Below are 26,878 nucleotides of genomic sequence, written 5' to 3'. Positions count from 1 at the left end.
GACAAGTTTCGCCACTCGCGGTGTCGCTCGGAGCAGAAGCGGGCCGGGCGCGATCGTGAACTACGACCAGAAATGCTCGCTTCGCTGCGCCTTTCTGGTCTCCTTCAAATCGCTCGTGGACGCTTTGTTCCTCACGTCCTACTCACGGTTCCCTCCGGTCACCGTTCCCGAGGAGCTCCCGCTGGTCGCGCCTCGTTTTCGTCGTAAAAGCGGGCCGGGCGCGATTTGAACACGCGACCGTCTGATTAAGAGTCAGACGCTCTGCCGGACTGAGCTACCGGCCCTCGTATCCGAGATTCGGCGGCGCGTTGAAATACGTTTTGTTTGGCAGTCCCGTCTTTGGGGGTGTCCCGGAGGTTCCGGTCTTCGGGACCGTTAAGTAGACCGGGAGCAAGCTTTCGCCAACATGAGTTCCGGGGTCAGTATCTCTACGATTTCGGACTACGCGATCCTCGGCTGTGGGAGCGTCGGCTACGCCGTCGCCGAGGAGCTCGTCGAACAGGGCAAGGACGTGTTAATCATCGACCGCGAGGAGAGCCGCGTCGAGTCCCTGCGCGACCAGGACTTGGACGCCCGGACGGCCGACATCCGCGAGGAGACGGTCGCCAGCATCGTCGAGGATCGGGGGGTCGTCCTCATTCTGGCCTCCGACGTCGAGGCCAACAAGCAGGCCGTCGAGCACATCCGCGAACAGAACGGCGACCAGTTCGTCGTCGCGCGGGCAAGCGACCCCGTCTCCGGCGACGAGCTCTCCGACCTCGGCGCCGACATCGTCATCAACCCCTCGGCCGTGATCGCCGACTCGGCGCTGCGGGCCCTGGAGTCGGGCGAACTCGAGTACAACGCCGGGAAGCTGACGACGGTGTTAGAGGAGACCGACGAGAAGCTCGCGATCGTCACCCAGGACAACCCCGATCCCGACTCGATCGCGAGCGCGGCGGCGGTCCAGGCGATCGCGGCCCACCTCGGGATCGACGCCGACATCGTCTACTTCGGCGACATCGGCCACCAGGAAAATCGTGCGTTCGTCAACCTTCTGGGGATCGAACTCCTCCAGTGGGACGACGTCGAGGACCCCTCGATCTACGACACGACTGCGCTCGTCGACCACGACACCTCCGCCGAGTTGCCCCTCTCGGTCGACGTCGTCATCGACCACCACGAGCCCGAGCCGACGGAGGCGTTCGACCCCTCGTTCGTCGACATCCGGCCGAACATGTCCTCGACGTCGACGATCCTGACGAAGTACATCCAGGAGTTCGACATGAACGTCTCCGAGGAGGTCGCGACCGCCCTGCTCTACGGCATCCGTGCCGAGACCCTCGATTTCAAACGCGACACCACCCCCGCGGACCTCACCGCCGCGGCCTACCTCTATCCCTTTGCGAACCACGACACCCTGGAGCAGGTCGAGTCGCCGTCGATGTCCCCCGAGACCCTGGACGTCCTCGCGGAAGCGATCGCCAACCGGGACGTCCAGGGGAGCCACCTCGTCAGCAACGCGGGCTTCGTCCGGGATCGCGAGGCCTTGGCCCAGGCCGCGAACCACCTGCTCAACTTAGAGGGGGTGACGACGACCGCCGTCTTCGGGATCGCCGAGAAGACGATCTTCCTCGCCGCGCGCTCGAAGGACATCCGGCTGAACATCGGGAACGTCCTGGCGGACGCCTACGGCGAGATGGGCGAGACCGCAGGCCACTCCACCCAGGCCAGCGCGGAGATTCCCCTCGGCATCTTCACCGGAATCGATATCTCCGAGGACACCCGCGACACCCTGCTCGAGCTCACCGAGGAGGCGGTGACGCGAACGCTGTTCGAGGCCCTGGGCGTCGACGGCGAGAACGGTGGCTGATCAGGCCGCGGCGGCTTCCTTTTCGTCTTCGACCTCGCCTTCCTCGTCGGTCTCGCCCTCGCTTTCCTCCTGGGTCCGTTCGACGATCTCGCTGACGAGGATCACGTCGTCGACCGCCCGCACCCACCGGTAGGGAACGATGACGCCGCGGGCGCCGCGGTTGGCCGCACTGAAGAGGTCGCCGTTTACGTTGCCGATCGCGAGCCCGGTAACGGTCTCGCGTCCGACGTCGAGTTTGACGTCGTCGACCTCGCCGATGTAGGTGCCGTTGCTTGAGTAGACGTCCCGGCCGACGAAGGAGGTGAGCTCCTGTCGTGTCTCGTCCATGCTTCGGGCCACGGAGGGCGCACTCTTAATTGTTGGTCAGACGGGTCCGCGGGTCACAGCGTCGCGAAAACTCGTCGGACCGTCGGTCGCGAGCCGCCGGGACGATCCCTCAGGAAATCGATCTCTCCGACCCTAATGGGTCGAGAGCCGGGCGACCGACCGGCTCGAGAGGGCGATCGCGGCGAGGTAGATCCCGATCGCGACGACGACGATCGACCCCCCGGAGGGGAGGCCGGCGGCGATCGAGAGCGCGAAGCCGCCGGCGATGGCGGCCTGGCCCGCCAGCACCGAGAGCGTGATCGTCTCCCGGAACCCGCCCGCGAGCTGGGAGGCTGCGGCGACGGGGACGACGAGCATGCCGGCGACGAGGATCACCCCCAGGACCTGCATCGCGCCGACGACGACGACGGCGGTCATCACGACCAGGAGGGTGTTGTACGCCGAGACGTTGAGCCGGGCGACCCTGGCTGCCTGCTCGTCGAAGGTGATGAACAGGAGCTGTTTGTACGTCAGGGCAACCCCGGCGACCACCGCGACGCTCAGGGCGGTCATCAGCCGCGCGCCCGAGGGGGTGACGACCGCGAGGTTCCCGAAGAGGTAGTCCTCGATGCTGATCCCGGTCTGGCCCCGGCCGTAGCTGACGATCAGCGTCCCGACGGCGAAGCTGCCGGTGAGCATGATCGCGATGGGGACGTCGCCGTAGGCGTCGGTTCGTTCGGCGAGCCACTGGACGCCCAGCGCCCCGAGGATGCCGACGACGAGCGCGGCCAGCAGGGGCGAACCGTTCCAGCCGAGCGTACCGGCCGCCAGAAAACCGACGGCGACGCCCGCGAAGGCGGTGTGAGCGAGGGTCTCGCCGATCAGCGCCATCTGGCGGTGGACCAGGAACGTGCCCACGAGCGGGCCGACGACGCCGATCAGGACCCCGGTCGCAATCGACTGCCACATGTAGGGGTGACGGAAGACGTTCGTTCCCAGATAGTAGTCGAGCCACTGGCCGGCGATCCGGTACTGCTCGTATGCGGCCCCGAGAGGGGGATAGTCCTGGAGCCAGTAGCAGAGGACGAACCCGACCATGAGCGCCGAGAGGGCGGCCGTCGCGGCGATCCCGAGGCGCTCGATCCGGCGGCGGAGCCCGGCCATCAGTGGTCGTGGTGGACGACCTGGCCGGTCGCCCCGTAGGCCTCGGCGAGCGCGTCGCTCTCGACGAACGAGTCGACGTCGCCGTGGTGGAACAGTTCGGTGTTGATACAGGCGATCCGGTCGGCACGGTCGGTGACGACGCCGATGTCGTGTTCGATGAGGACGATGGTGATCCCCGACTCGTTCAGCGAGTCGAGCAGCGCGTAGAAGGCGTCGCGGGACTCGGCGTCGACGCCGACGGTCGGTTCGTCCAGGGCGAGCAGGTCGGCCTCGCTCGCGAGCGCGCGGGCGATGTAGGCCCGCTGGCGCTGGCCGCCCGAGAGCCGGCCGATCCGCCGGTCGGCGAGCCCGGAGATGCCGACGGTCTCCATGGCCTCACTCACGGCGGCGCGGTCATCCTCGTCGAGTCGGGAGTGGCCCGCGTGGGCGAACCGCCCCATCGTCACGCTCTCGCGGACGGTAACGGGCATCCCGCCCCCGCCGCTGGTGGCTTTCTGGGAGACGTAGCCGATGCGCTCGCCGTCGGTGAACTCGTCTACGGGCTCGCCGAACAGCTCAACGCGGCCGCTGTCGGGCGCGAGCAGGCCGAGCATGAGGTGGAGCAGGGTCGTCTTGCCCGAACCGTTGGGGCCGATCAGTCCCAGGAAGTCCCCCTCCTCGATCGACAGCGTGACGTCGCTGACCGCGGGCGTCTCGCCGTAGGCGAACGTCACGTCCTTCACGGAGACGACGTCGGTCACTGGTTGTCGTGGGTCGCCGTGCGGTTTAGTTCTTCCAGTTCCCGCGTCGCCGTCCGTGCCGGTCGCCCGCCGGGACCCCATCGTGCTCGCCATCACTCGGCTCCGAGGGCCTGTCGGAGCGAGGGGAGGGTGACCTCCTCTAGCTGTTCGACCCAGCCCCAGCCCTCCTCGTCCCACTCGGCGGTCGTCCCCGCCGCGGGCGTGACCGGCGCCGTCTCCGTCGCCGGACTGTTCTCGACGATCGTCTCGGCGAGCGGGGGCACCTCCCCTTCGGGTGCCTCGAAGGGGTCGTAGAGCACCGTATCGATCCCCTCCTCTTCGATCACTTCGATCGTCCCGGCGATCTCGCCCGCGCTCGGGGACTCCTCGGGGGAGGCCGAGACCGGGGTGTGGAGCTCGAAGCCGTACCGGTCCTCGACGTACCGGAAGGAGTCGTGGCCCGCGAGGACCGCGACCTCCCGGTCTGCCGACGCGACCAGTTCCTCGAACGCCTCGCCGACGCCGGCGATGCGTTCCCCGTACTCGGCGGCGTTGTCCTCGTACGTCTCCGCGTTGTCCGGATCGACCTCCGCCAGCCCCTCGGCGATCGTTCCGACCATCGCCTCGGCGAGAACCGGATCGACCCAGACGTGGGGATCGTGGCGGGCGCTCGCCCCGCCGTCCGTGTGGTTCCCCTCTTCGTGGTCGCTCTCGTTGCTGTGGCTGTCGTCGGCACCCTCGTGGCTGTGGTTGTCGTCACCCTCCTGAGAGTGGTCGTGATCACCGTCCTCGTGAGAGTGGTTGTCGCCACCTTCGTGGGAGTGATCGCCCGTTTCGTTGTCGTTCTCGTGATCACCCTCGTGGTCCTCGCCCTCCCCGTGATCGCCGCTCCCGTGGTCGTGATCCGCATGGTCGTGTCCGCCCTCCCAGGGGAGGAGTTCGGACTCGAGGACCGCCATCGCGTCGATGACGGCCACGTCGTCGTAGTCGTCCTCGAGCTGTGAGGCGACGTCCTGGGCCCACGCGAACTCGGGGCTGTCGAGGTAGACGAAGGCGTCGGTGTCGGCGGCCTCGCCGGTGAGTCCCTGATCGGGGCTCCAGCCGTGGCCCGCCTCGCCGACGCCGACCGGGTTCTCGAACCCGAAGGCGTCGCCGCCGACCTGCTCCGACCAGTCCCAGAGCGCGAAGAAGGCGGCGTACCCGCTCCGCCCTCTCTCTTCCCCGCTCTCGGCACCGTCGTCGGGCTCGCTCAGACAGCCGGCGAGCGCGGCGAGTCCGCCGGCCCCCGCCAGCACGGATCGTCGTGTCGGGCTCATACCCACCGGTTGCCACCCCGGAGGTAAAAGTGTTATTATATCTAACCTATTTTTTAATAACTCGTGGTATCGAGAGGAGGGGGGTTAGCAACGTGGCGAACCGCGTGTCGGCTCACTTCAGAGAGACGACCGGGTCGACGCCATCGAGACGGCGGTACTGTCGACTCCCGTCGGTAGACCGAACGATCTCGAAGGCCGACAACAGGACCACGAGCCGTCCGGGGCCGACCGTCGCCCGGAGGACGGGGCCGCGGCTCGTGACGACGACGTACGGCGGCGCCGCGACGGGCGTCGCCGGAAGGTCGTAGCCCGCCGCCCCGACGGCCTCGACGAGAACCGTCGCCAGGCACTCGAGCAGGCCGCGGTCATCGAGGCAGTCCTCGAGCCGGCCGGCGACTGCCGCGGGCTCGGTCGCCGACCCTCCGTCCCACTCGCTGGCGACCCGATCGGCACAGTCGCCGACCGCCGCGATCACGTCGGCGCGTTCCGAGCGGAGATAGCGCTCGACGGCGCGGACGGGGTCCGGAGGACCGGTCACTGTTCGGAGAGGAGGGCATCGGCGTCCGCCCGGTCGGGGAGGGCCGTCATCGCTCCCGCGGCCGTCGTCGCGCGGGCGGCGACCGCGTTCGCGAACGCGAGACAGCCCTCGAGGCCCTCCCCGCGGACGAGCGCGTCGATCGCGCCCGCGAGGAAGGCGTCGCCGGCGCCGGTCGTGTCGGCGACCTCGACGTCGAAGCCGGCGTGGGTGGCCCGCTCCGTCCCGTCGATCCAGGGAGCGTCCTGCCGGGCCAGCGCGAGGGCGCCCTCGCCGCCACGGGTGAGGAGAACGGTGTGGGGACCGCAGTCGAGCGCGTCGCGGGCGCGCTCCTCGGCCGTGTCCCCCGCGAAGCCAAGGGCGTCGAGTTCCTCGACGGTCGCCTTCAGGACGTCGACCGCCGGGAGGACCTCCCGGACTTCGCTCGCGAACGCGTCCTCGCGCTCCCAGAGCTCCGGGCGCGCGTTCGGATCGAAGGAGACGGTACAGCCCCGGGCCGCGGCCCGTTCGAGCAGGTCCCGGGTCGCCGAGCGGGCGGGCTCGCTCGCGAGCGCCAGCCCGCCGGCGTGGACCCACTCGAGACCCTCGAGAGCGTCGTCGCCGACCCGACCCGGCTCCAGGCGGGTGTCGGCGGTTCCCTCGCGATAGAAGGTAAACGCCCGGTCGCCCGCCTCGTCGTGGGTCACGAACGCCAGCGTCGTCTTCGCGTCGGGGTCCCGCTCGACGTACCGCTCGGAAATCCCCTCATCGCGGAGGACGTCCTCGAGGTAGCGCCCGAACGGGTCCGCCCCGACCCGGGTCCAGAACAGTGGCGGGGCCCCGAGGCGGGCGAGCCCGACGGCGACGTTCGCGGGCGCGCCGCCGGGCCGACGCTCGAACCCGCCGACCCGCGAGAGCGGACCGGGGCCGTCGGGCAGCATGTCGATCAGGGTCTCACCGGTGACGAGGACGTTCGGCGCCATCCGTTTCCCGTCGCCTCGCGACCCGGTTAACGGTTTCCGGACGCGGCGTCCGTGTGATTGGCTATCGAACAACCGAGATAGCGAAAACGAGAATTGAGGTTCCCAATACGGAAACTATTATTCGGGCCTGGGAAATCTTTAAGTGGTCGGGGGCTGTAGATGGCGACGAGATGAGTACCCAGAAGGAAGTCCGCCAGCAGGCAGGCACTGTCGAGGAGAACGAACTGCGACTCGACCGCGAGAAGGCAGAACAGGTCGTCGACGCGCTCAACACCGAGCTCGCGAACTCGTACGTGCTCTACCACCAGCTCAAAAAGCACCACTGGGTGGTCGAGGGTTCGGAGTTCCTTCCCCTTCACGAGTTCCTCGAGGAGTCCTACGAGCACGTCGAGGAGGGCGCCGACGTCATCGCCGAGCGCGCCCAGGCGCTGGGCGGCGTTCCCGTCTCGGGACCCTCGAACCAGGAGGACCGGGCGACCGTCGAGTTCGAGGGCGAGGACGTCTACGACGTCCGGACGATGTTCCAGAACGACCTCGAAATGTACGGCGACATCATCGAATCGCTGCGCGGGAGCATCGAACTCGCCGAGAACCTCGGCGACTACGCCACCGCCGAGATCCTCCGGGAGATCCTCGTCACCCTCGAAGAGGACGGCCACCACTTCGAACACTACCTCGAGGACGACACGCTCACCCTCGAGGAAGCGACCCACTGAGACGGTCGGCGGCTGTCGAGAACCGTTCGGATCGAAGAACCGATTTTAGGGCTCGAGATCGACCGCGACCGTGCTCGAGATCCAGCCATCGCTGTTGTTTCGCTCGGTGAGCACGACCTTTCCGGGACGGGTCTCGTGGCTCGAGACGATCGACTCGACAGGGGCAGGTCCGTCGTCGGTGGCGTCGGCGTCCTCGCGCCGACGGGCGGGCACGTCCATCACGAGAGGTTAGGTGGGCCTAAATCTAAAAGGGTTTTGGTCTACCTAAGACGTGCCTTCCGCGACCGGCATGCGCGAGGAGCGGAGACCGCGGGCCTCCGGTTTTATGTCGCCGGTTGCCGGCCTATCCGTATGGTCGATGCCGGTTCGTCCGACTCGCCCCTCGAGGAGGTATCCGCCGGGGCGTACGCGACGGAGGCGTTCGAACTGCTCGGCAACGAGACGCGGCTGGCTATTCTGGTCGCGCTGTGGGAGGAATACGATCCGTTCGGGGAGGTCACCGTCCGGTTCTCGGAGCTTCGCGACCGGGTCGGGACGGCCGACAGCGGTCAGTTCAACTACCACCTCGATCGTCTCGAGGACCACTTCGTCCGGGCGACCGACGGCGGCTACGAACTCTCGCAGGCGGGGCTGAAGCTCGTCCGCTCGGTGATCGCGGGGACGGGCCTCGAGGAACCCACGCTCGAGTCGACCGCGGTCGATATGGCCTGCAAGCTCTGTGGCGAACCCGTTGCGGTCGCCTACGAGGACGGCTGGGTCTACGTCCGCTGTACGGAGTGTGCGGGGTTGTGGACGGATGCCGGCGATCGGTCGAGGGGACACCTCGCCAAGTTCTCTCTCGACCCCGCGGGACTCGCCAACCGGTCGGCGGGCGAGATCTACGCCGCGGCGTGGGTCCACAGCTATCAGCGGATATACGGCATGCTTGAGGAGGTCTGTCCCACCTGCTCCGGACCTGTCGAGCGGTCGCTCGCGATCTGCGAGGACCACGAATCGGGGGGACCCTGTCGGAACTGCGATCGACACCTCCGGATCGTCGCCCGGCTTCGGTGTACCGTTTGCAAGGAACTCGCCCAGGCACCGTTGGGAACCGTCGCGAAGTACCACCCCGCCGTCGTCGCCTTCTGTGACGAACACGGCCTCGAGTTGCAGTACGGGTTCAACGACCTGGATCACATCGCCCGGCGCCTGGAGGTCGGCGGCTCGGCCGTCGAGCAGGTCTCCGAGGAGCCGCCCCGCGTGCGGGTGACGACCGCGATCGACGGCGACGAGGTCGCCCTGGAACTCGACGACGGTCTGAACGTCGTCGCCGTCGAGTGACGCCTTCGACCCAACGTTTTGGGGCGGCGGACCGTACGCCCGCGCATGGAGTTCGAGGTGATCCGGGGCGATATCGCCGCACAGTCCGCCGACGCGCTGGTCAACGCTGCGGGAACGAGCCTCCGGATGGGTCCCGGAGCGGCCGGCGCGCTCCGCCGTGGCGCGGGCGGGCGGATCAACGAGGAGGCGATGGAGAACGGGCCCGTGGATCTCGGCGAAGTAGCGGTCACCGGCGCTTACGATCTCGACGCCGACTACGTGATCCACGCCGCCGCGATGCCCCACTACGGGGACGGGCAGGCGACGGCCGAGAGCATCCGCGAGGCGACCCGGAACGCCATCGCGGCCGCGGACGACCGGGACTGCGAGTCGCTGGTGATCCCCGCGCTGGGCTGTGGCGTCGCCAGCTTCGACCTCGAGGAGGGTGCGGCGATCATCGGCGAGACGATCCGGGAGTACGAGCCCCGGACGCTGTCGGACGTCCGATTCATCGCCCACAGCGACGAGGAGCGTTCGACGATTCGGGACGCGACGGCGGAGTGACCGGGCGATCGTCGGACCTGCCGTGAGGTCGCCCTATCCGGACAGCGACAGGCCACGGATCTCGACGCTCTCGCCCGCCGCGACGCGGCCGATCACCCGGCCGTCGGTTTCGGCGGCCAGGGATTCTGCCTCCTCGGGGGCGAGCGCGAGGACGAACCCCGTCCCCATGTTGAACGTCCGGTACATCTCCTCGGCGGAGACCGAGCCCTCCTGCTGGACGAACTCGAAGATAGGCTGGGCGGGAAGCGGGTCCTCGATGACGTACCGGCGCTCGCCCATCCGGAGGAGATTCGTCCAGCCCCCGCCGGTGACGTGGGCCGCGGCGTGGATCTCGTGAGAGCCCATCGGCTCGAGCAGATCGGTGTAGATCCGGGTCGGCCGGAGCAGTTCCTCGCCGATGGTCACCTCGGGGTCGAGCGGGAACTCGTCGCCGTACTCGTGGTCGCGGGTCACGGCCTCGCGGGCGAGCGTGAGCCCGTTCGAGTGGATCCCGCTGGAGGGCACGCCCACGAGCGCGTCGCCGACCTCGGCGTCGCCGTCTATGACCTCCCCCTTCCCGGCGAGACCGGCACAGGTCCCCGCGAGGTCGAACCCGGAGACGACTTCGGGCATCACCGCCGTCTCGCCGCCCAGCAGCGTGAGGTCGGCCCGTTCGAGGCCGACCGCGAGCCCCTCGCCGATTTCGCGTGCCAGCCGGTCGTCGGGCTCGTCAACCGCGAGGTAGTCGACGAACGCGACGGGGGTGACGCCCGCGGCGACGAGGTCGTTTGCGTTCATCGCGATGCAGTCGATCCCGATCGTCGAGAACTCCTCGAGTGCGTCGGCGACCATCAGTTTGGTGCCGACGCCGTCGGTCGCCAGCGCGAGGTAGCGGTCGCCGATGTCGAGCAGGCCGGCGTACTCGGTGGTGAGGTCGCTGCCGAACGCCGCGAGCAGCGCCGCGGTCGCGTCCTCGCTGTCCCCGATGTCGACCCCGGCCTCGGCGTAGGTCAGCGAGTCTCCGTCGCCGCCGTCGCTTCCGGTCATGTGCCGACGAGCAGCGGGAACGGGCAAAAGCCCACCGGTCGGATCGAAACCCTTACTCCCGGTCCGAGAGTGCGAGTGAACATGAGCGACGACGCCGTCTCCCCCGAGGAGGTCCGCCACGTCGCCGAACTCGCCCGGATCGACCTCGCAGAGGACGAGGTCGAGGCCTTTACCGGCCAGTTCGGCGAGATCCTCGCGGCCTTCGAGACCTTGGACGAAGTACCCGAAGTCGATCGCGAGGCCGACCTCACGAACGTGATGCGCCCCGACGAGAGCCGGGACCCCTTGGAGCGCGAGCGGGCCTTAGAGAACGCCCCCGAGACCGAGGAGGGCTACTTCAAGGGGCCCAACGTCTCATGAGCGACGCGTTCATCACCGAAGAACGGATCGAGGGACGCGACGAGGGACCCCTCGCCGGACGGACGGTCGCCGTCAAGGACAACATCTCGACTGCGGGCGTTCGGACGACCTGTGGCTCGCGAATGCTGGCGGAGTACGTCCCACCGTACGACGCGACGGTCGTCTCCCGACTGAAGGAAGCGGGCGCGACGGTCGTCGGCAAGACCAACATGGACGAGTTCGGGATGGGCTCGACGACCGAAACCTCCCACTTCGGCCCGACCGAGAACCCGGTCGCACCCGGAAGAGTTCCGGGGGGCTCCTCGGGCGGATCGGCGGCGGCGGTCGCCGCCGGCGAGGCCGACCTCGCGCTGGGTTCGGACACCGGGGGATCGGTCCGGTGTCCCGCCGCGTTCTGTGGCGTCGTCGGCATCAAGCCCACCTACGGACTCGTCTCGCGCTATGGCCTCGTCGCCTACGCGAATAGTTTGGAACAGATCGGCCCGTTCGGCGAGACCGTCGCGGACGCGGCGGCCTTGCTCGACGTCATCGCCGGAAGCGATGATCGGGATGCAACTACCCGAACCGAGGGCGACGACTCGAGCTACGCCGACGCCGCCACCGGCGACGTAGAGGGGCTCACGATCGGCGTTCCGACGGAGCTGTTCGAGGGCGCCGACGAGGGGGTCGTCGAGACCACGAGGGCGGCGTTAGGGGAACTCGAGGACCGGGGCGCCGAGACCCGCGAGGTGAGTCTTCCCTCGATCGAACACGCCGTCGAGGCCTACTACGTGATCGCGACCTCGGAAGCCTCCTCAAACCTCGCGCGGTTCGACGGGGTCCGGTACGGCCATAGCGCGGAGGCGGAGGGCAACTGGAACGAGGCGTTCGGGCGGACCCGCGAGGAGGGGTTCGGCGAGGAGGTCAAACGCCGGATCCTCCTAGGGACGTACGCGCTCTCGGCGGGCTACCACGACAAGTACTACGCGAAGGCCCAGGACGCCCGCGCGTGGGTCAAGCAGGACTTCGATTCGGCCCTCGAGGAGGCCGACGTGCTGGCCAGCCCGACGATGCCCGTCCCGCCGTTCGAACTCGGCGAGAGTCTCGACGATCCCCTCCAGATGTACCTCGCCGACGCGAACACCGTCCCGGTCAATCTGGCCGACTTGCCCGCCATCTCCGTGCCCGCGGGCGAAACCGACGGCCTTCCCGTCGGTCTCCAGCTCATCGGCCCCGCCTTCGGCGAGCGGCGGCTGATCCGGGCGGCGAGCGCGCTGGCGTAGCCGGCGACCTGCCGGCGCCACAAGAGTTTTCCTGCAGTGATATGATCCCGGAAACGAGGGACTCATGGACACGCAATTCACTCACCGCCCGTCGTACAGCCACCTCGTCGTCGATCTCGACCCGGGCGAGGCGATCGTCGCCGAACCGGGCGCGATGGTGGGCCACTCCTCGACGGTCACGATCGAGACGACGAGCAGCCGCGACGGGCTCGTCAGTTCCGCGAAGTCGATGCTGGGCGGGGAGTCGATGGTCGCCAACCGGTTCGTCGCCGAGGACGAGCCCGGACGGGTGACGTTCGCCCCGCCGACGCCCGGGGACGTCTTCGCGTACGAACTCGCCGACGAGACGCTGTACAGTGTCGACGGCGCCTTCCTCGCGGCGACCGAGGGCATCGACATCGACTCCGAGCTCGGCGGCCTCACGTCGATGCTCGGGGGCGCGAGCCTGACGCCGCTGGCACTGAAGGGAACCGGCACGGCCTTCCTCGACGCCTACGGCGGGCTCGAGCGCCTCGACCTCGAGGCCGGCGAGACGTACACGCTCGACAACGAGCACCTCGTCGCCTGGGAGGACGGCGTCGACTCCTCGACCCGGCGGGTCGGCGGGCTGAAATCGACGCTGTTCAGCGGCGAGGGGCTGGTCTTCGACTTCACCGGACCCGGCTCGGTCTGGTACCAGACGCGGGACCTCGATGGGCTGGTCGACCGGCTGGAGCCGAAGCTGTCGTCCGGCGGCGAGAGCTAGTCCTCGTAGGCGAGGTTCATGATCCACTGAGAGAAGGCGTCGCTGTTGGGATCGACCTCCTCTTCGCCGATAAAGGGCGAGAGCATGTCGCCGGCCATCAGCAGCGTGAAATCGAGGTCCTCTGCGGTCGGCGTGATGTAGTAGGTGTTGTGACCGCCGTAGACCGCCTCCTCGCGGTCGACGAGTTCCTTCTCGACCAGCGACTCGGCGATCCGGCTCCCCTTCCGCGAGGAGACCTCGAGTTCCTTCCAGAAGTCGCTCTGGTGAATCCCGCCCGACTCCCGGACGAGCGCGAGGCCGGCGCGTTCGTCCTCGGAGAGTTCGGATTCGATCTCCGAGACGCTCACGGCGACCACCCGACCGACGTGGCTCGGCCTATCCACAGGGGTTCGTCCATACGGGGAGACGGACCGCGATCCGCTTAAACCTGGCCCTCGCGGTCGCCCTCGGCGTCCGTCCGCGTGTCCGGCCGCACGTCGTCGCCCCACTCGACCGCGCCGTCGACCCGCTCGTAAGCCGTCCGACACGGCGGTCCGTCAGCGAACAGATACCGAGCACCCTCGCCGACGGCAAGCAGCGACGACGACCGGGTCCCGAAGCCGTCGCCGTGGACACAGACGCCGTACTCGTGGTTCGAGAGGACGTCGCCCGCGCGGTCGAGCCATCCCTCGACCCCCTCGTTCTCTCCCACGGTGAGTTCCCGTCGAACCCGCCGGGCGTTCTCGGCCTGCTGTCGCCCGACCTCCGCCCGGCGCTCGGGAATCGAGAGCCGGTCGTCGACGGCGACGTTGACGACGACGTGGACGCCCGGCGAGAGGTCGGTGATCGAGAGCTCCCCGTCCCACTCTGCGACGACCGCCCGCTCCCGGTCGGCGATCGTGAGGTTGAACGCGTCGTACTCATGGCGGTCGGTCTCTCGAGAGACGAGGTCAATCGCCTCATCGGCCGATTCACAGTCGAGGACGTCGGCGACGAGCAGGCCCCGGGACCGGTCTCCGGCGACCTCGCGGTCGGTCCAGCGGTTGGTGATCGCCGCCACGAGTCCCCCTCGGGTGACGCCGATCCAGGTCCCCCCGGCCTCCAGATCGCGGGGCGCGAGGACGCCCGCGGCGAACTCCCCTGGGGGGTCGGAGGGCCGATCGGCCGCCTCGTCGCGGTTCGCGGCGACGGCGATCGGCGTCCCGTCGAAACAGTGCCAGGCGAGGACGAGCGTACACACGACCGGAGAGAGGGGGCCGCGGGGCTTAACTCCCGTCCCCGAACTCCTCTTCGGGCCGCGTCCCGGCGCTCTCGAGGCGATCGCGGACGGCCTCCCGGTCGACGGTTCCGGACGCCGTCCGGGGGAGCGAATCGGCGAACACGACCGTCCGCGGGTGCTTGAACCCCGCAAGCCGATCCTCGTAGTGCTCGCAGAGTTCGCCGGAGGTCGGCGCCTCGCCGCGGGGGACGATCAGCGCCCCGACGCGCTCGCTCCACTCCGGGTCGGCGAGGCCGACGACCGCCGCTTCCGCGACCGCTGAATGCGCTTCGAGGACCCGGCTCACCTCGCCGGGATCGACGTTCTCCCCGCCGGTGACGATCCGGTCGCTTCGCCGACCCGCGATCCGGAGGTAGCCCTCGGCGTCGCGGGTTCCCACGTCGCCCGTCGCGAGCCCGCGGGGACCGAACGCCTCCTCCGTTCGATCGTCGTCGAGATAGCCGGGAGTCACCATCGGCCCGTCGACGACGACCTCGCCGACTTCCCCTGGCGCGACGGGCTCGCCGTCGTGGCCGACGATCGAGACCGACGCGGAGTAAAGCGGCTGGCCGACCCCCTGGGCGAGCGGGTCCTCGGCGGGGCTCGCGGTCGCGACCTGGGAGGCGGCCTCGGTCATCCCGTAGGTCGGACAGACGGTGACGTCCGCGTCCCCGGCGCGCTCGAGCAACGTCGGCGCCGCCGGCGCACCCCCGAGCAGGACGAATCTGAGGGAGTCGGGGGGAGTCCAGCCGGCCTCGAGCAGCCGGCGGAGCATCGTCGGGACGAGCGAGAGGCAGGTCACGCCCTCCCGGTCGATCACCTCCGGCGTCCGGTCGGCGTCGAACCCGCGGTCGATCACGACCGTGGTTCCGTACAGCGCGCACCTGATCGCCGGCGCGAGCCCGCCGACGTGGTACATCGCGAGCGGCGAGAGCCACCGATCACCCGGGACGACCCCGAGCCGGTAGGCCGAGGCCTGCGCGCTCGCGAGCAGGTTGCCGGCGGTGAGCCTGACACCTTTGGGCTCGCCGCCGGTTCCCGAGGTAAAGGCGATCAGCAGGGTCCGGTCGGGCTCGAGCGGTGGACGGTCTCGGGGACCGTCGGCGACGGGACCGGTTGTGAGCGCCTCGACGGTCGCCCTCGTGGGCTCGTCGACGGAGTACGCCGGGACCCCCGCGCTCTCGGCGAGATCGACGGACGTCTCCTCGGTCGAGTCCCCGCAGACGACCGCGTCGACCCCCGCGCGATGGGCCTTGGCCGCGAGTTCGGGAACCGTCTCCCGGGTCGGGAGGAGAACGAGGGAGGCGCCGGCCCGCATCGCCGCGAACGGGAGGAGGGCGAACGCGGGCCGTGCGGGGAGCAGGACGGCGATCCGCGCCCCCGGATCGAGGGCGGGCGAGCGCCGGAGTGTCTCGACCCGTCGGTCGTACTCGCGGTAGTCCCAGGACTCCCCCGCCGCGTCCGTGAGCGCCGTCCGGTTCGGGGTCGCCTCCCGGCGATGGGCGACGGGATCGGTCGTCGGCCAGTCGGGCGTTTTACGCATCCCGACCACCCCACGCGCCCGCGACGCCGAGACCGGGCTCCTGGGGAACGGTCGCCTCGCCGCCCTCGAGTTCGACCGGGTCGGCCGCGAGGTCCTCACAGAGCAGGTCGGCGGTCGCCAGCCCGCTCGCCGGTCGCTTCCCCTCCGTGGGGATCGCCGCCGCGAGGTGGACCGCCGCCGTCCGCGCGAGGACCGCGTCGATCGTCGTCGTCACGACGGGGACGACCCCACACTCCCGGGCCCAGACCGCGAGCTTCATCCCGGCGTCCACCCCGCCGACCGCCATCGGTTTCACGACGATGGCGTCGGCCGCGTCCGCCCCGACGACGGCGTCGATCCCGCGCTCGTAGAGCCCCTCGTCGATCGCGACCGCGACGCCGCGCCCGCGGAGGTCGGCGTGGCCCGCGAGGTCGTCGGAGGAAAGCGGTTGCTCTAGCAGGTCCACGTCATCACCGAGGGCCTCGACGGCCTGCTCGGCCTCCGCACGCGACCAGGCGCCGTTGGCGTCCAGCCGGAGCTCGAGGTCGGCACCGACGGCCTCCCGAACCCGCCGGACCCGCCGCACGTCCCGCTCGACGCTCCCGACGCCGGCTTTCAGCTTGCAACACGAGAAGCCGTCGTCGACCGCCTCGCGAACGTCCTCGGTGGTTTCGTCGGGCGAGCCGTCGCCGACGGTGGCGTTGACCGGTACCCGCTCGACGCCGTCGCCGCCGAGATGGCGGTAGAGCGGTGTATCCGCACCGGTGGCCGCCCGGTCGAGTGCGGCGAGCGCGAGTCCGTGGCGGGCCGCCGGCGCATCCGAAACCGCCTCAAGGGCGCCCGCGAGTCCCTCCTCACGGGCCGCCTCCCGCGCCCGCTCGATGGCGCGCTCACAGTCCTCGATGGACTCGGTCCAGCCGGGTAGGGGAGTCGCCTCGCCGACCCCCTCGCCGCCGTCGTCGTCGGTCAGCCGGATCAGAAACCCCTCGCGGGCCTCGATCGGCCCCCTCGAGGTTTCGAGGGGCTCGGCGAGCGCCAGCGAGAACTGGCGATACGCCAGGTCGGTCACCCGATCGCCACCCCCGCGGCAAAGAGGAGTGCGAACCCCGCGAGCAGTTTTCCGGTTCGCTCGAGGGCGGGGTTGAGGGCCTCGCCGTCGGTCCGAGTCGAGAGGGTCCGGGCGACGAGGGCGGCGTAGGGAAGGGTCAGGAGGGGGAGGAGGACGGCGGGCGAGAAGCCCCGCGCGAGAAACCAGAAGGGAGTCAGGTACGCGAGCGCGAGGAGGGCGGCGTACTCGAGCCGGCTGGCCCGGTAGCCGAGCCGAACCGCGAGCGTTCGCTTGCCGGTCGCGGCGTCGGTCTCCAGATCGCGGACGTTGTTGACGACGAGGACGGCCGTCGAGAGCCCGGCGACCGGGAGGCTCGCGACGGCGGCTTCGGTGGTGACGGTGCCCTCGGGGGCCCCCATCGGGAGCGGGGCCGCCAGGGTCGCCGCGGCCTGGACGTAGAACGTGCCGACGACGGCGACGAGCCCGAAGAAGACGAAGACGAAGAGGTCCCCGAGGCCGTGATAGCCCAGGGGATAGGGGCCGCCGGTGTACGCCCACCCACAGAGGACGCTGATCAGTCCGATCGCGAGGATCGGGAGCCCGCCGACGTAGACGAGGTACGTTCCCGAGAGAATCGCGAGCCCGAACGTAAGCAGGGTCGCGCGCTTGACGCTCTCTTCGGCGATCAGTCCCGACTGGGTGACCCGGGTAAAGCCCTCGCGGTCGTCGGTGTCGGCGCCTTTCTTTGCGTCGTAGTAGTCGTTCGCGAAGTTGGTCCCCACCTGGATCAGGGCGGCACCGACGAACGCGAACAGCGCGGGCAGGGGAGCAAAGAGTCCCTCGTGGATCGCCACCCCGGTGCCGACGATCACCGGCGCCGCGGCCGCGGGCAGCGTCTGTGGCCGGGCGGCCATCAGCCAGGCCCTTCCCACCGAGAGCTCCGCCGTCTCGCTCATTGCCGGGGTTTAGACGAGGGGAGCCAAAGCGGTGGTGGTTCGGTCGAGTGTCCCGGCAGACGCTCCCCTAGTAGTGCCAGGGGAAGCCATCGAACTCCGGTTCCCTCCCCTCGACGAACGCCTCCCGACCTTCCTGCGCCTCGTCGGTCATGTAGCCCAGCCGCGTCGCCTCCCCGGCGAACACCTGCTGGCCGACCATCCCGTCGTCGGCCATGTTGAACCCGTACTTGAGCATCCGCATCGCCGTCGGACTCTTCGAATTAATGCGCTCGCCCCACTCGAGGGCTCGCTCCTCTAACTCCTCGTGGGGAACCGCCTCGTTGACCATCCCCATTTCGGCTGCCTCCTCGGCGCTGTAGGTCTTCCCGAGGAAGAACACTTCTCGGGCCTTCTTCTGGCCGATCTGTTTGGCGAGGTACGCCGAGCCAAAGCCCGCGTCGTAGCTCGCGACGTCGGGGTCGGTCTGGAGGAATTTGGCGTGTTCCTCGCTCGCGATGGTCAGATCACAGACGACGTGCAGCGAGTGGCCGCCGCCGACGGCCCAGCCGGGGACGACGCAGACGACGACCTTCGGGAGGTGGCGTATGAGCCGCTGGACCTCGAGGATATGGAGTCGGGGAGCCGCCGACTGCTCGCCATCGCCATCCCCGTCGTCGTTCCCCCCACCTTCGCCGTCCGTGCCGTCCTCGCCGTACTCGTAGCCCTCGTCGCCCCGGATCGTCTGATCGCCGCCCGAGCAGAACGCCCAGCCGCCGTCCTTCGGCGAGGGACCGTTTCCGGTCAGGAGGACACAGCCGACGTCAGTCCGGCGCTTTGCGTCCCGGAGCACCTCGAGCAGTTCGTCGACGGTCTCCGGCCGGAAGGCGTTCCGGACGGCGGGGCGGTCGAAGGCGATCCGGACGGTGCCCGAATCGACGGCACGGTGATAGGTGAGATCGGCGGGGTCGAAGCCCTCGACGGGCTCCCAGCGGTCGGGATCGAACAGGTCCGAAACCATGTCCTCGAATTACGCGGAGAGCGCCAAATAGGGACCCGGTTCGGAGTCGCGACGATCTCGCCGTTCACAACGGCGATCGCGGTCTCCTCGTGGATGGCGAGTCGCCCGTCGACCATCGTCAGCGCCAGTGTGTCGGTCACCGCGAGGTCGGTTGGGACTGGTTCTCTCTGAACCCGCGATCGGCCTCCGGGGAGGGCTACGCGTTCGATCCGCTCGGTACCGTCCCTCCCGGCCGCCGCTCGAAAACGAGGTAGGCGGTTACGCAAACCCAGAGCGCGATAACGAAGCCGTACGTTCCGTCCCCCACGGGATTTCCCGTCGCGCGAAGCGCCCCGATCGCGTAGGCGAGAACGGCCGCCCCGATCGGAACGCCGACGTACAGCCGGACGGACGGGAGCCGGTCCGTGGCGGGGTCCCGGGGCGCCGTCACGTCGATGAACAGCCCGACGAACGCGACGACGGCGGAGACGACGAGCCCGAACACACCCACGATAGAGAGGACGAGGCCGACGCCGCTCTCCGGTCGAACCCAAAGCACATACACCAAGACGACCGGTGCGACGACCGCGTAGACGAGAACGGCGAGCCACCATCGTGACCGACCGGTGGCACCCGTCTCCCCGCTTCTCGCTGCCCGGTTTCGCCGATCCCGCTGGAGCCGGGTCGTGGCCCATCCGCCGACCAGTGCGGCGACCGTCGTGAACGCGACCGTGAGGGCGACGCCGAGCCCGACGACGACCGGCCCCAGCACGGCCGCGAGCGCGACCATCCACAACGAGTCCGGCGGAACCGTCGTGACCGTGTTGGCAACGAAGACGGTTACCGTCCCGATCGAGGCCGCGAGGCCGGTCCAGATCCCGGCTCGGCGAGCCCCCCGGTTGCGATACAGGGAGCCGACGACGAGTCCGGCAGGAGCATGGGCGTCCCCGAGACGGAGCCACCGACGACGACGGTGTCGCCGGCCGCCGGCTCCCAGGAGAGCACGAGCGTAAACGGAATCGTAGCGAGGCCGACGAGGATCGCGGTCCGTAACGAGTCGTCAGCCAGGCCCTCGCGGAGGAATCGAACGGGATCCATTCGTCGGATAGACGTCCATTTCTGAGAACGTATTTCTCCCGGATTCGTTCACCTCGTGGAGCCGGAATATAAAGAACCTCGACCGAACACCCGCCGCGGTCCCCGGGCCGACTACTCGTCTCCGTTTCCGCCCGTCAAACTCCGTTCCTCCAACTCCTCCCGCCGACGATGGCTCGCCTCCGCGTCGAACGCCACCGAAAGCACCTGGGTTCCCGCACTCGCCAGCGAGGCGCGGTACCGCTCGGAGAAGTCGGCGGGCGCGACGCACTCGAACTCGAGACCGTAGCACTCGGCGAGGTACGAAAACTCGAGGCCGTGGGGCGTCTTGAACTGCTCCGTAAACGGCGGATCGAACTCCTCGATCGGGAGCATGTGGAAGATGCCGCCGCCGTCGTTGTCGAGGACGACGATGGTCGCATCGACGCCACAGCGCCCGACGGCGAGCAACCCGTTGGAGTCGTGGTAGAACGCAAGGTCGCCGGTCACGATCACGAGGGGCTCCTCAACCGCCGAACCGGCACCCAGTCCCGTACTCGTGATGCCGTCGATCCCGCTCGCGCCCCGATTGGCGAGCACCGAGAGCTCCGCCGCCCGGGGCCGGCCGAAACGGTCGGCGTCCCGGATCGGCATGCTGTTTGAGACGAAGACGGTCGCGGGGTCGGGCGCCTCGGCGAGCGCCGCCGCCAGCACCGCGCCCTCGAAGGGCGCTGCGGCCAGCCGATCGGGGTCGGTCGCCCGCTCGACGACCGACCAGTGGGCGGCCTCGCGGCGATGGAAGTCCTCGAGCCACTTGCCGGCGGATCCCGACGTGCCCGCGTCACCGCTCCCGTCGTTTCCGTCGGTCTCGAGAACCGCGAGGAGGTCGCCGACCAAGCGGTCGGGATCCGCGACGACGAGATCCGTCGCGGCGTAGGTCGCCTCGCGCCACCCTCCCGCGGGGTCGATCAGGAACTGCTTCGGAGCGACGTCGGACAACCAGTTCCGAAGCGGCTTCGAGGTCGGCGAGGCCCCCACTCGGAGGACGACGTCGGGAGCGAGGTCGGGATCGGGGAGGTAGGCGTCGTACCCGCCGAAGACGACCCTCGGCGACTCCCCGTCCCGCTCGCGGACGTGCTCGCCGAAGCGCAGTCCCGACAGCGGGTCCGCGAGGATCGGGGCGCCGACCGCCCTGGCGAGACCTGCGATCCTCCCGGCGTCGATTCCCGGGGGGTCGGCGGGGCCGGCGACGACCAGGGGCCGGTCGGCGCTCTCCATGGTCTCCGCGATCCGGGCGACGTCCTCGGCTGCCGGGACCGGCGTCCCCCCGGTCGTCCGGACGGCGGGTCCCTCGTCCCCATCCCGGTCGATCCGGTCGAGAAAGTCGGCGTCTATCTCGCCCGTCTCGACGGGCTCCAGAGGCTTTCGGAACGGACAGTTGAGGTGGACCGGGCCCGCGGGCGTTCCGGTCGCGGCGGCGAGCGCCCGCGCGGCGGTCGTCCAGAGCATTTCGACCGGGCGCTCCTCGAGCCTGGCCTCGGGGAGATCCATTGCCCACCGGACGGCGTCCCCGTAGAGATCGACCTGGTCTATCGTCTGGTTGGCGCCGCTGTCCCGGAGGTCCCGGGGCCGGTCGGCGGTGAGCAGCAGGAGGGGGACCCGGCCCTGGTGGGCCTCGATCACGGCGGGGTGGAAGTTCGCCGCCGCCGTTCCGGAGGTCGAGACCAGTGCCGTCGGCTCGCCGGTCCGGCGGGCGCGCCCGAGCGCGAAGAACGCAGCAGAACGCTCGTCGAGATGGGAGTAGACCTCGACGTCGGGATGGGCGGCGAAGGCGACCGTCAGCGGCGTCGAGCGGCTCCCGGGGGCGATACAGACCGCGGAGAGCCCGTCCGCGGCGAGTTCGGACACCAGAACCTCGGCCCAGAGCGTCGAGGGGTTCGGCGGCCGGCGGTCGGTCATCGTTCGAGCTCGTCGAGGACGGGCCGGAACTTGAGCTGGATCTCCGCCCACTCCTCGTCGGGGTCGCTGTCGGCGACGATGCCGTTGCCCGCAAAGAGGGTGACCTCGCGCTCGCTCGCGACTCCCGACCGGATCCCGACGGCGAACTCGCCGTCGCCCTCCGCGTCGAACCAGCCGATCGGGGCGGCGTACCACCCCCGGTCGAACCCCTCGACCGCCCGGATCGTCTCGATGGCGGGATCGGGGGGAAGCCCGCCGACCGCGGGCGTCGGGTGCAGGGCGCCGACGACGTCGAGGACGTGGTCGGCCGCCCCGGCCCGGGCCGTAATCGGCGTCCTGAGGTGCTGGATCGTCGCCAGCCGGCGGACGGTCCGCTCGCCGACCGAGACGTCGGCGGCGATCGGCGAGAGCTGTGCTTGGATCGCGCGCACGACGACCTCGTGTTCGCGCTCTAGCTTCTCGTCCTCGCGCATCCTGTCGGCGAGTTCCTCGTCCTCCTCGGGGCTCTCCCCGCGGGCGACCGAGCCCGCGAGTGCCTCGGTCTCGATCCGGTCGCCCCGCATCGAAACGAGCCGTTCGGGGGGGGCCCCGAAGAACGTCCGCCCGCCCGCGTCGGGATCGATCAGGAACCGGTAACAGCCCGGATACTTCCGGCGGAGGCGTTCGACGGTCGCCGCGACGTCGATTCCCTCCCCGAGTTCGACCGCCAGGGTCTGGGCGAGGACGACCTTCTCCAGATCGCCGTCGGCGATCCGCGCCAGGGCGTGTTCGACCCGCTCGCGCCAGGCCGACCGCGAGGTGGGCCGCCGGCTCCGTTCGACCCCCGGCTTCGTCCCGCTGGGGCGCATCGTCGCCAGCCTCTCGAGGCGCTCCTCCCACTCCGCGAGCAGGTCCGTCGCGGCCCGCTCGCCGTCGCCGACTGCAGTCAGCCACGTCCCTCGGTCGGTCCGCGTGAGCTGGATCCGCGGCACGAGAAAGGACGCCGCGGGGAACCCGGTCCAGGGCGGAGTGGGGCCGTGGTCGGCGTGGAACGCGAGGCCGCCCAGGGCACGCGACCGGCTCTCGGGGGGACCGTCGTGGTCGAGCCGATCGAAGAACGCGGCCGCCGCCGACCGGACGTCCTCGATCCGGTTCCCGCCAGCGGCGGTAAACGCCGCCGCGACGCCCCGCCCGAGCAGCTCGAGTCCGTCGGGGGCCGCCCACTGGACGTGGGCCCCCTCGCCGACGTCGGCGACGGCGCCGAAGGAGACGTCCCCGAGTTCGCGGCTCCGCCCGACCGGGTCGGCCGCGATAGTCTCCCCAGCCACGTCGCCCGACGATCGGTTCATCTACCCGGACTCGGGCTGGGGACGCCTTCAGCCTAACTATCTCGCTCCGGGGGGCCGATCGTCGTCGCCGTCGGCCCCGTCGCCCTCTCCGGATTCCTCCGTGTCGTCTCCCTCGTCATCCTCGCCATCGGTGTCGATGGACTCGTCCCCGCCATCGAGGCCGTCGGCCTCCTCGCCGCCCTCCTCGGGCCTGTAGCGGTCCCGAAGCGTGTCGAGTTCGGCGTCGACGTCCACGTCCGTCTCCTCGTCCTCGTCCTCCTCGTCGGGCGACGTCACCTCGATCGTCCGGGCGTCGCGAACGCGGTCGGAATCCCGCCCCCGTCGCTCGCGGCCCTCGGTCGCGTCCCGGAGCCGGTCGTCGATCTCGTCGCGCAGCTCGCGGGCGTCGGCGAGCAGCTCGCGGGCCCGTCGATCGGTCGGCTCGCCCTCGACGGTCCGCCCGAGTTCCGCGAGCACGTCATCCAACCCGTCTAGGGTCCGGTCCCGGAGGCCCTCGACGCGCTCGCGGCTCCGCTCTCGGGTCTCGCCCGTCCGCTCGCGGACCTCCCGCTCTCTGCGGAGGAGCCCGACGGCACGCTGGAGCCGTTCGAGGGCCCGGATCTGGGCCTCGAGGGCGCGGATCAGGAGCGGGATCGCGACCTCGTCGGCCATCCGGAGGAGCTCCCCGGGTGTAGGCGGGCGAAGCGGCGGTCCCCGCCCCGGTCCCGGGCTATCCGGCTCGAGTTCCCCCCGGAGTTCCTCCAGGGTGTCCACGAGGTCGCCGATGGCGTCGGCAGCGTCGTTTCGCTCGGCCATGGGGAGCGATACGGTCGGCCGGATGAAAAGTCGGCCGGTTCCGCGGGGTCCCGCCGTCGCCGGAAACCCGTACGCTTTAGATCACACGCGCCCCAGAAGGGGTGTGCGAATCGAGAACAGCTTCATCCCGGTTCGTGGCGTCGGCGAGCGAACCGAGCGGAAGCTCTGGGAGTCGGGGGTCACCCACTGGGACGAGTTCGCGGGGGACGTCGTCGGCCCGACGACCGCAGACCGGATCGAGGCCTACATCGAGGAGGGTCGGACCCGACTCGCCGACGACGACCTTTCCTTTTTCGCCGACGAACTCCCCGCCTCGAGCCGGTGGCGCCTCTACGAAAACGCCTCTCGGAGCGCGTGTTTTCTGGACATCGAAACGACGGGACTGGACGCCGACTCGAACGACGTGACGACCGTCACCCTCCATCGGGGCGGCGAGACGACCACGCTCGTCGCCGGCCGCGATCTGACGGCCGAGCGCCTCCAGGCCGAACTCGACCGCTCGGCGCTGCTTGTCACCTTCAACGGCCAGCGCTTCGACGTTCCCTTTCTCGAGACCTGCTACGACGTCGACGCCTCCTTGCCCCACGTCGATCTCCTCTACCCCTGTCGGACGCTCGAGCTTACCGGCGGGCTCAAGCAGGTCGAACGCGACCTCGGGATCGAGCGCGAGCGACCCGATCTCTCGGGGCGGGACGCCGTCCGCCTCTGGCACCGGTACGAACGCGGCGACGAGGACTCTCTCGAGCGCCTGATCGAGTACAACCGGGCCGACACGGTGAACTTGGAGACCGTGACGGAACGGGTCGCCGACCGCCTCCACCGGCAGGTCTTCGAGTCGGCGTGTGCGGACTGATGGAAAACCAGCGTCGGTCGGCCGGAACCGTCAGTTCTCGATCGAGACCTCGCCGCCGTCGGTGACGGTGACGTCGTAGCCACAGTACCGGAACTCGACGCGTCCGGAGGCGCGCTCGGCGCCGTTCTGACGGGGGGCGAACAGCGCGTCGAGCGCTTCGGGATCCAAGACCTCGTACAGCGCCTCGTACTCGGGGGGTTCGATCTCGGTCGGATCGACACCCTCGCGTTCGGCGACGGCCGCGATGATCTCGAAACTGAGCGACCGGGTAGAGTCCCGGTCCGATCGGTCCACTGAGAGGAGCATTGACCGGACTCACCACCTTCCTACTGATAAAGACTGTGGATTCGATTCCACCGTTATCGGCGGTTGCGGCCGGTAATACGAGGGTTTCGGGTCGAATCGCTGCACGACCGTCGTCCGTCGATTCCCTCCGGTGGACGGTCGGGATTCCGTCGTTCGTTCCTGACTGTTTCGACGGGATTCGAACGCCGGACTAACAATATATTTTATAGATCCTCACCAAAACGTTTTTGCACCCGCTCGTAGACGGAGGACGTATGGAACGACGAGAGCTGCTGTACGGGAGTGCGGGCGCGTTGGCCGTCGCCGTCGCCGGCTGTACGGGGCGGGCCCAGGAAGGCGACGACACGGACGGCAACGAGACGTCCGACGAGACCTCCAACGAAACGGGCGGCGGCGAGGAGACGGCCGACGGAAGCGAGAACGGCACCGACGAGAGCGGCGCCGACAACAGCGACGACGGGACGGCCGGCGAGGAGAGCGGCAACGAGGAGTCCGACAGCGAGGACGGTCCCGACGCCGACTACGACGGCGACGTCGAGGGGATCACGGGGTTCGACGCTGACGGGTTCAGCGTCGGGGGCGACGCCATGACCGTCGACTGGATGGCCTGCGAGGAGGGCGTCCTCGTCGTCAACGGGGTCGTCGACACCAGCCGCGAGGACCTCCTCGGGGAGGTCCCGATGTCGGCGGAGGGCCTCGGGATGCTCGCCGAGATGGACCCCGAATCGATCTCGGCCGAGGACGCCGAATCGATCTCGAGCGAGGACGTCGAGTCGATGTCGGCCGAGGAGATCGAGCCGATGCTCGAAGCGATCGAACCGATGCTGATGGACACCGTCGAGTCGGTCCCGACCGACACCGTCGAGTCGATCGGCGACATGGACGGGTTCAGCACCGACATCCACGAGGTCCGCGTCACGCTGTGTGACGAGACCGGTACCGAACTCCTCTCCTTTACCATCGACGTCGACTGGATGCTCGAGGTCGTCGCCGACCTCATGACCGACGAGGAACTGGTCGCACGCGTCCGCGAGACCGTCGAGTACCTCGTCGAGGACGACGAGCTGGTCGAACGCGTCATCGCCGCCGCCGAGGACGCCGAATAACCGTCACGAACCGCTTTCTTCTTTCGTATCGAGACCGCCTTCCGCCGTCTTTCGTCTCCGGGCCGGCGGGGTCAGTCATTTCGTTCGTGGTCGCCGACTGCCGGACGTAGCCGCCGGATTCGGGTCGTTCGGAGCCACAGGGTCGGAACGTGAGTCAGCGCACTGTCGATCGCAACCTGGCGCTGCGATCGAGCGGTACATCGTCGTCTCCGACCGTCTCAGCCGAAGTTCTCGATCGCCGCGTCGTCGGGGTCGCCGCCGGCCGCCTCGATCGCGTCCGCGACCCCGCGGACGAACGCCTCGAACCCGAAGACGTAGAACCGGCCGTCCTCGACGTGGTCGGCGACGCGGTCGGCGAGCTCTTCGTCTCCCCCCTCGCTGCCCTCGAGGAGCGCCACCGACGCGCCCGACTCGGCGAGGGTCTCGAGACGGTCACCGTGGGCCGGATCGCCGTCGTACTGATAGACGACCGCGGCCTCCCGGCCGGCCTCGCGGGCGGCTTCGGCGATCGCGACCGCCGGGCCGATCCCGGGGCCGCCGGCGACGGCGACGACGTCCTCGCCGCCCTCGTAGGTGATCTCGCCGAAGGGGCCCTCGACGTGGACGGTTTCGCCGCCCGACAGCGAGGCGAGCCACGGCGAGAGGTCGCCGTCGGGATCGATTCCGACCGTGATCTCGAAGCGCTCTCCCACCCGGGGCGAGGAGAGGGTGTAGTGGCGGGCGATCTCCTCGCCGTCGACCTCCGCGCGCAACAGGACGAACTGGCCGGGGGCGGCGTCGAACCCCGCGGGAGTCTCGAGCTCGAGGGCGACGGTGTCAGGGCCGACCTCGCGGACGTCCGCGACGGTGACCGCGGTGCCTTCCATACCGGGGCGAGTCCCGGGAGGGCAAA

Annotated in this window: 30 protein-coding genes and 1 tRNA gene; 9 read left to right on the top strand and 22 right to left on the bottom strand. The window is 69.5% G+C overall.

The features are described 5' to 3' along the window. Positions 1-210 precede the first annotated feature (210 nt). Positions 211-284, bottom strand: a tRNA-Lys gene (locus LCF40_RS03975). Between the two features lie 122 nt (positions 285-406). On the opposite strand from LCF40_RS03975, the gene LCF40_RS03970 reads away from it, so the two are divergent. Beyond that, positions 407-1,852 (top strand): DHH family phosphoesterase, encoded by a 1,446-nt coding sequence (locus LCF40_RS03970; protein ID WP_224827443.1) that lies wholly within the window; start codon positions 407-409, stop codon positions 1,850-1,852. On the opposite strand, the gene LCF40_RS03965 is transcribed toward LCF40_RS03970, so the two are convergent. The 6 genes from LCF40_RS03965 to LCF40_RS03940 all read right to left on the bottom strand — a co-directional run bounded on the left by LCF40_RS03965 (position 1,853) and on the right by LCF40_RS03940 (position 6,854). After that, on the bottom strand, positions 1,853-2,179 hold the full coding sequence (locus LCF40_RS03965; RefSeq protein WP_224827442.1) for a PRC-barrel domain-containing protein: 327 nt from the start codon (positions 2,177-2,179) through the stop codon (positions 1,853-1,855). Between the two features lie 132 nt (positions 2,180-2,311). Beyond that, positions 2,312-3,322, bottom strand: a complete 1,011-nt coding sequence (locus LCF40_RS03960) for a metal ABC transporter permease (RefSeq protein WP_224827441.1) — start codon at positions 3,320-3,322, stop codon at positions 2,312-2,314. Further along, entirely contained in the window at positions 3,322-4,062 is a 741-nt protein-coding gene (locus tag LCF40_RS03955; protein WP_114575597.1) for a metal ABC transporter ATP-binding protein, read from the bottom strand. Before LCF40_RS03955 ends, LCF40_RS03960 begins: the two co-directional genes overlap by 1 nt. Positions 4,063-4,154: 92 nt before the next feature. Further along, entirely contained in the window at positions 4,155-5,357 is a 1,203-nt protein-coding gene (locus LCF40_RS03950) for a metal ABC transporter substrate-binding protein (RefSeq protein ID WP_224827440.1), read from the bottom strand. Positions 5,358-5,469: 112 nt separating this feature from the next. After that, positions 5,470-5,895 (bottom strand): DUF7988 family protein, encoded by a 426-nt coding sequence (locus LCF40_RS03945; RefSeq protein WP_224827439.1) that lies wholly within the window; start codon positions 5,893-5,895, stop codon positions 5,470-5,472. Beyond that, the gene (locus LCF40_RS03940; RefSeq protein ID WP_224827438.1) at positions 5,892-6,854 is read right to left on the bottom strand and encodes a carbohydrate kinase family protein; all 963 of its coding nucleotides are present in this window, start codon (positions 6,852-6,854) and stop codon (positions 5,892-5,894) included. The genes LCF40_RS03945 and LCF40_RS03940 overlap by 4 nt, the downstream gene beginning before the upstream one ends. Before the next feature lie 170 nt (positions 6,855-7,024). Between LCF40_RS03940 and dpsA the strand changes: the two genes are divergently transcribed. Next, positions 7,025-7,570, top strand: coding sequence for a DNA starvation/stationary phase protection protein DpsA (gene dpsA, locus LCF40_RS03935; RefSeq protein ID WP_224827437.1), 546 nt, complete (start codon positions 7,025-7,027; stop codon positions 7,568-7,570). A gap of 45 nt (positions 7,571-7,615) precedes the next feature. Here dpsA and LCF40_RS03930 read toward each other — a convergent pair whose 3' ends face one another. Beyond that, positions 7,616-7,789, bottom strand: a complete 174-nt coding sequence (locus LCF40_RS03930; RefSeq protein WP_198667805.1) for a hypothetical protein — start codon at positions 7,787-7,789, stop codon at positions 7,616-7,618. 132 nt (positions 7,790-7,921) lie between these two features. On the opposite strand from LCF40_RS03930, the gene LCF40_RS03925 reads away from it, so the two are divergent. Then, on the top strand, positions 7,922-8,890 hold the full coding sequence (locus LCF40_RS03925) for a helix-turn-helix domain-containing protein (protein WP_224827436.1): 969 nt from the start codon (positions 7,922-7,924) through the stop codon (positions 8,888-8,890). 45 nt (positions 8,891-8,935) lie between these two features. Then, positions 8,936-9,433, top strand: coding sequence for a macro domain-containing protein (locus LCF40_RS03920; protein WP_224827435.1), 498 nt, complete (start codon positions 8,936-8,938; stop codon positions 9,431-9,433). Positions 9,434-9,466: 33 nt separating this feature from the next. Here the strand turns inward: LCF40_RS03920 and purM are convergent, their stop codons facing one another. Continuing rightward, on the bottom strand, positions 9,467-10,459 hold the full coding sequence (gene purM, locus LCF40_RS03915; protein WP_224827434.1) for a phosphoribosylformylglycinamidine cyclo-ligase: 993 nt from the start codon (positions 10,457-10,459) through the stop codon (positions 9,467-9,469). Between the two features lie 81 nt (positions 10,460-10,540). On the opposite strand from purM, the gene gatC reads away from it, so the two are divergent. The 3 genes from gatC (at position 10,541) to LCF40_RS03900 (ending at position 12,826) form a co-directional block, all read left to right on the top strand. After that, positions 10,541-10,819, top strand: a complete 279-nt coding sequence (gatC, locus tag LCF40_RS03910; RefSeq protein ID WP_224827433.1) for an Asp-tRNA(Asn)/Glu-tRNA(Gln) amidotransferase subunit GatC — start codon at positions 10,541-10,543, stop codon at positions 10,817-10,819. Beyond that, complete coding sequence (gatA, locus tag LCF40_RS03905; RefSeq protein WP_114575606.1) at positions 10,816-12,081, top strand: Asp-tRNA(Asn)/Glu-tRNA(Gln) amidotransferase subunit GatA; 1,266 nt, start codon at positions 10,816-10,818, stop codon at positions 12,079-12,081. The genes gatC and gatA overlap by 4 nt, the downstream gene beginning before the upstream one ends. Before the next feature lie 64 nt (positions 12,082-12,145). Continuing rightward, the gene (locus tag LCF40_RS03900) at positions 12,146-12,826 is read left to right on the top strand and encodes a TIGR00266 family protein (RefSeq protein WP_224827432.1); all 681 of its coding nucleotides are present in this window, start codon (positions 12,146-12,148) and stop codon (positions 12,824-12,826) included. Here LCF40_RS03900 and LCF40_RS03895 read toward each other — a convergent pair. From LCF40_RS03895 to LCF40_RS03845, 11 genes are all read right to left on the bottom strand, one after another. Continuing rightward, positions 12,823-13,173: a helix-turn-helix transcriptional regulator gene (locus LCF40_RS03895; RefSeq protein ID WP_224827578.1), complete on the bottom strand. Its 351-nt coding sequence runs from the start codon at positions 13,171-13,173 to the stop codon at positions 12,823-12,825. The genes LCF40_RS03900 and LCF40_RS03895 overlap by 4 nt on opposite strands. 74 nt (positions 13,174-13,247) lie before the next feature. Further along, positions 13,248-14,045 carry an NRDE family protein gene (locus tag LCF40_RS03890; protein ID WP_224827431.1) on the bottom strand — a complete coding sequence of 266 codons (798 nt, stop codon included), beginning with the start codon at positions 14,043-14,045 and terminating at the stop codon, positions 13,248-13,250. A 25-nt stretch (positions 14,046-14,070) separates the two neighbouring features. Next, complete coding sequence (locus LCF40_RS03885; RefSeq protein ID WP_224827430.1) at positions 14,071-15,606, bottom strand: class I adenylate-forming enzyme family protein; 1,536 nt, start codon at positions 15,604-15,606, stop codon at positions 14,071-14,073. Continuing rightward, positions 15,599-16,654 (bottom strand): mandelate racemase/muconate lactonizing enzyme family protein, encoded by a 1,056-nt coding sequence (locus LCF40_RS03880; RefSeq protein ID WP_224827429.1) that lies wholly within the window; start codon positions 16,652-16,654, stop codon positions 15,599-15,601. The genes LCF40_RS03885 and LCF40_RS03880 overlap by 8 nt, the downstream gene beginning before the upstream one ends. Further along, on the bottom strand, positions 16,651-17,589 hold the full coding sequence (locus LCF40_RS03875; protein ID WP_224827428.1) for a 1,4-dihydroxy-2-naphthoate polyprenyltransferase: 939 nt from the start codon (positions 17,587-17,589) through the stop codon (positions 16,651-16,653). The genes LCF40_RS03880 and LCF40_RS03875 overlap by 4 nt, the downstream gene beginning before the upstream one ends. Positions 17,590-17,656: 67 nt before the next feature. Further along, on the bottom strand, positions 17,657-18,586 hold the full coding sequence (locus LCF40_RS03870; RefSeq protein WP_224827427.1) for a 1,4-dihydroxy-2-naphthoyl-CoA synthase: 930 nt from the start codon (positions 18,584-18,586) through the stop codon (positions 17,657-17,659). A gap of 196 nt (positions 18,587-18,782) precedes the next feature. After that, positions 18,783-19,355, bottom strand: a complete 573-nt coding sequence (locus LCF40_RS03865) for a hypothetical protein (protein WP_224827426.1) — start codon at positions 19,353-19,355, stop codon at positions 18,783-18,785. A 50-nt stretch (positions 19,356-19,405) separates the two neighbouring features. Next, positions 19,406-19,663 carry a hypothetical protein gene (locus tag LCF40_RS03860; RefSeq protein ID WP_224827425.1) on the bottom strand — a complete coding sequence of 86 codons (258 nt, stop codon included), beginning with the start codon at positions 19,661-19,663 and terminating at the stop codon, positions 19,406-19,408. 111 nt (positions 19,664-19,774) lie between these two features. Further along, positions 19,775-21,598 (bottom strand): 2-succinyl-5-enolpyruvyl-6-hydroxy-3-cyclohexene-1-carboxylic-acid synthase, encoded by a 1,824-nt coding sequence (gene menD, locus LCF40_RS03855; protein ID WP_224827424.1) that lies wholly within the window; start codon positions 21,596-21,598, stop codon positions 19,775-19,777. Continuing rightward, positions 21,595-22,926, bottom strand: a complete 1,332-nt coding sequence (locus LCF40_RS03850; protein ID WP_224827423.1) for an isochorismate synthase — start codon at positions 22,924-22,926, stop codon at positions 21,595-21,597. Before LCF40_RS03850 ends, menD begins: the two co-directional genes overlap by 4 nt. A 36-nt stretch (positions 22,927-22,962) precedes the next feature. Then, the gene (locus tag LCF40_RS03845) at positions 22,963-23,721 is read right to left on the bottom strand and encodes a DUF7547 family protein (protein WP_224827422.1); all 759 of its coding nucleotides are present in this window, start codon (positions 23,719-23,721) and stop codon (positions 22,963-22,965) included. A gap of 103 nt (positions 23,722-23,824) precedes the next feature. Between LCF40_RS03845 and LCF40_RS03840 the strand changes: the two genes are divergently transcribed. Beyond that, positions 23,825-24,574: a ribonuclease H-like domain-containing protein gene (locus tag LCF40_RS03840; RefSeq protein WP_224827421.1), complete on the top strand. Its 750-nt coding sequence runs from the start codon at positions 23,825-23,827 to the stop codon at positions 24,572-24,574. 30 nt (positions 24,575-24,604) lie between these two features. Here the strand turns inward: LCF40_RS03840 and ddfA are convergent, their stop codons facing one another. Beyond that, on the bottom strand, positions 24,605-24,880 hold the full coding sequence (ddfA, locus tag LCF40_RS03835) for a DdfA family disk-determining factor (RefSeq protein WP_114575618.1): 276 nt from the start codon (positions 24,878-24,880) through the stop codon (positions 24,605-24,607). Between the two features lie 254 nt (positions 24,881-25,134). Between ddfA and LCF40_RS03830 the strand changes: the two genes are divergently transcribed. Continuing rightward, positions 25,135-25,986: a hypothetical protein gene (locus LCF40_RS03830; RefSeq protein ID WP_224827420.1), complete on the top strand. Its 852-nt coding sequence runs from the start codon at positions 25,135-25,137 to the stop codon at positions 25,984-25,986. Positions 25,987-26,204: 218 nt separating this feature from the next. Here LCF40_RS03830 and LCF40_RS03825 read toward each other — a convergent pair whose 3' ends face one another. Continuing rightward, entirely contained in the window at positions 26,205-26,852 is a 648-nt protein-coding gene (locus tag LCF40_RS03825; protein WP_224827419.1) for a ferredoxin--NADP reductase, read from the bottom strand. Between the last annotated feature and the right edge of the window lie 26 nt (positions 26,853-26,878).

Source organism: Saliphagus infecundisoli (assembly GCF_020177375.1).
Lineage (GTDB): Archaea > Halobacteriota > Halobacteria > Halobacteriales > Natrialbaceae > Saliphagus > Saliphagus infecundisoli.
Note: the sequence above shows the minus strand (reverse complement) of the source record. Positions and strands in the feature narration are given on the sequence as shown.

Coding starts and splice junctions, on each gene's coding strand:
- LCF40_RS03970 (WP_224827443.1), top strand. CDS start 407: ATGAGTTCCGGGGTCAGTATCTCTACGATTTCGGACTACGCGATCCTC.
- LCF40_RS03965 (WP_224827442.1), bottom strand. CDS start 2,179: ATGGACGAGACACGACAGGAGCTCACCTCCTTCGTCGGCCGGGACGTC.
- LCF40_RS03960 (WP_224827441.1), bottom strand. CDS start 3,322: ATGGCCGGGCTCCGCCGCCGGATCGAGCGCCTCGGGATCGCCGCGACG.
- LCF40_RS03950 (WP_224827440.1), bottom strand. CDS start 5,357: ATGAGCCCGACACGACGATCCGTGCTGGCGGGGGCCGGCGGACTCGCC.
- LCF40_RS03940 (WP_224827438.1), bottom strand. CDS start 6,854: ATGGCGCCGAACGTCCTCGTCACCGGTGAGACCCTGATCGACATGCTG.
- dpsA (WP_224827437.1), top strand. CDS start 7,025: ATGAGTACCCAGAAGGAAGTCCGCCAGCAGGCAGGCACTGTCGAGGAG.
- LCF40_RS03930 (WP_198667805.1), bottom strand. CDS start 7,789: ATGGACGTGCCCGCCCGTCGGCGCGAGGACGCCGACGCCACCGACGAC.
- LCF40_RS03925 (WP_224827436.1), top strand. CDS start 7,922: ATGGTCGATGCCGGTTCGTCCGACTCGCCCCTCGAGGAGGTATCCGCC.
- LCF40_RS03920 (WP_224827435.1), top strand. CDS start 8,936: ATGGAGTTCGAGGTGATCCGGGGCGATATCGCCGCACAGTCCGCCGAC.
- purM (WP_224827434.1), bottom strand. CDS start 10,459: ATGACCGGAAGCGACGGCGGCGACGGAGACTCGCTGACCTACGCCGAG.
- gatC (WP_224827433.1), top strand. CDS start 10,541: ATGAGCGACGACGCCGTCTCCCCCGAGGAGGTCCGCCACGTCGCCGAA.
- gatA (WP_114575606.1), top strand. CDS start 10,816: ATGAGCGACGCGTTCATCACCGAAGAACGGATCGAGGGACGCGACGAG.
- LCF40_RS03900 (WP_224827432.1), top strand. CDS start 12,146: ATGGACACGCAATTCACTCACCGCCCGTCGTACAGCCACCTCGTCGTC.
- LCF40_RS03885 (WP_224827430.1), bottom strand. CDS start 15,606: ATGCGTAAAACGCCCGACTGGCCGACGACCGATCCCGTCGCCCATCGC.
- LCF40_RS03875 (WP_224827428.1), bottom strand. CDS start 17,589: ATGAGCGAGACGGCGGAGCTCTCGGTGGGAAGGGCCTGGCTGATGGCC.
- LCF40_RS03870 (WP_224827427.1), bottom strand. CDS start 18,586: ATGGTTTCGGACCTGTTCGATCCCGACCGCTGGGAGCCCGTCGAGGGC.
- LCF40_RS03865 (WP_224827426.1), bottom strand. CDS start 19,355: ATGGTCGCGCTCGCGGCCGTGCTGGGGCCGGTCGTCGTCGGGCTCGGC.
- LCF40_RS03860 (WP_224827425.1), bottom strand. CDS start 19,663: ATGGATCCCGTTCGATTCCTCCGCGAGGGCCTGGCTGACGACTCGTTA.
- menD (WP_224827424.1), bottom strand. CDS start 21,598: ATGACCGACCGCCGGCCGCCGAACCCCTCGACGCTCTGGGCCGAGGTT.
- LCF40_RS03850 (WP_224827423.1), bottom strand. CDS start 22,926: ATGAACCGATCGTCGGGCGACGTGGCTGGGGAGACTATCGCGGCCGAC.
- LCF40_RS03845 (WP_224827422.1), bottom strand. CDS start 23,721: ATGGCCGAGCGAAACGACGCTGCCGACGCCATCGGCGACCTCGTGGAC.
- ddfA (WP_114575618.1), bottom strand. CDS start 24,880: ATGCTCCTCTCAGTGGACCGATCGGACCGGGACTCTACCCGGTCGCTC.
- LCF40_RS03830 (WP_224827420.1), top strand. CDS start 25,135: ATGGAACGACGAGAGCTGCTGTACGGGAGTGCGGGCGCGTTGGCCGTC.
- LCF40_RS03825 (WP_224827419.1), bottom strand. CDS start 26,852: ATGGAAGGCACCGCGGTCACCGTCGCGGACGTCCGCGAGGTCGGCCCT.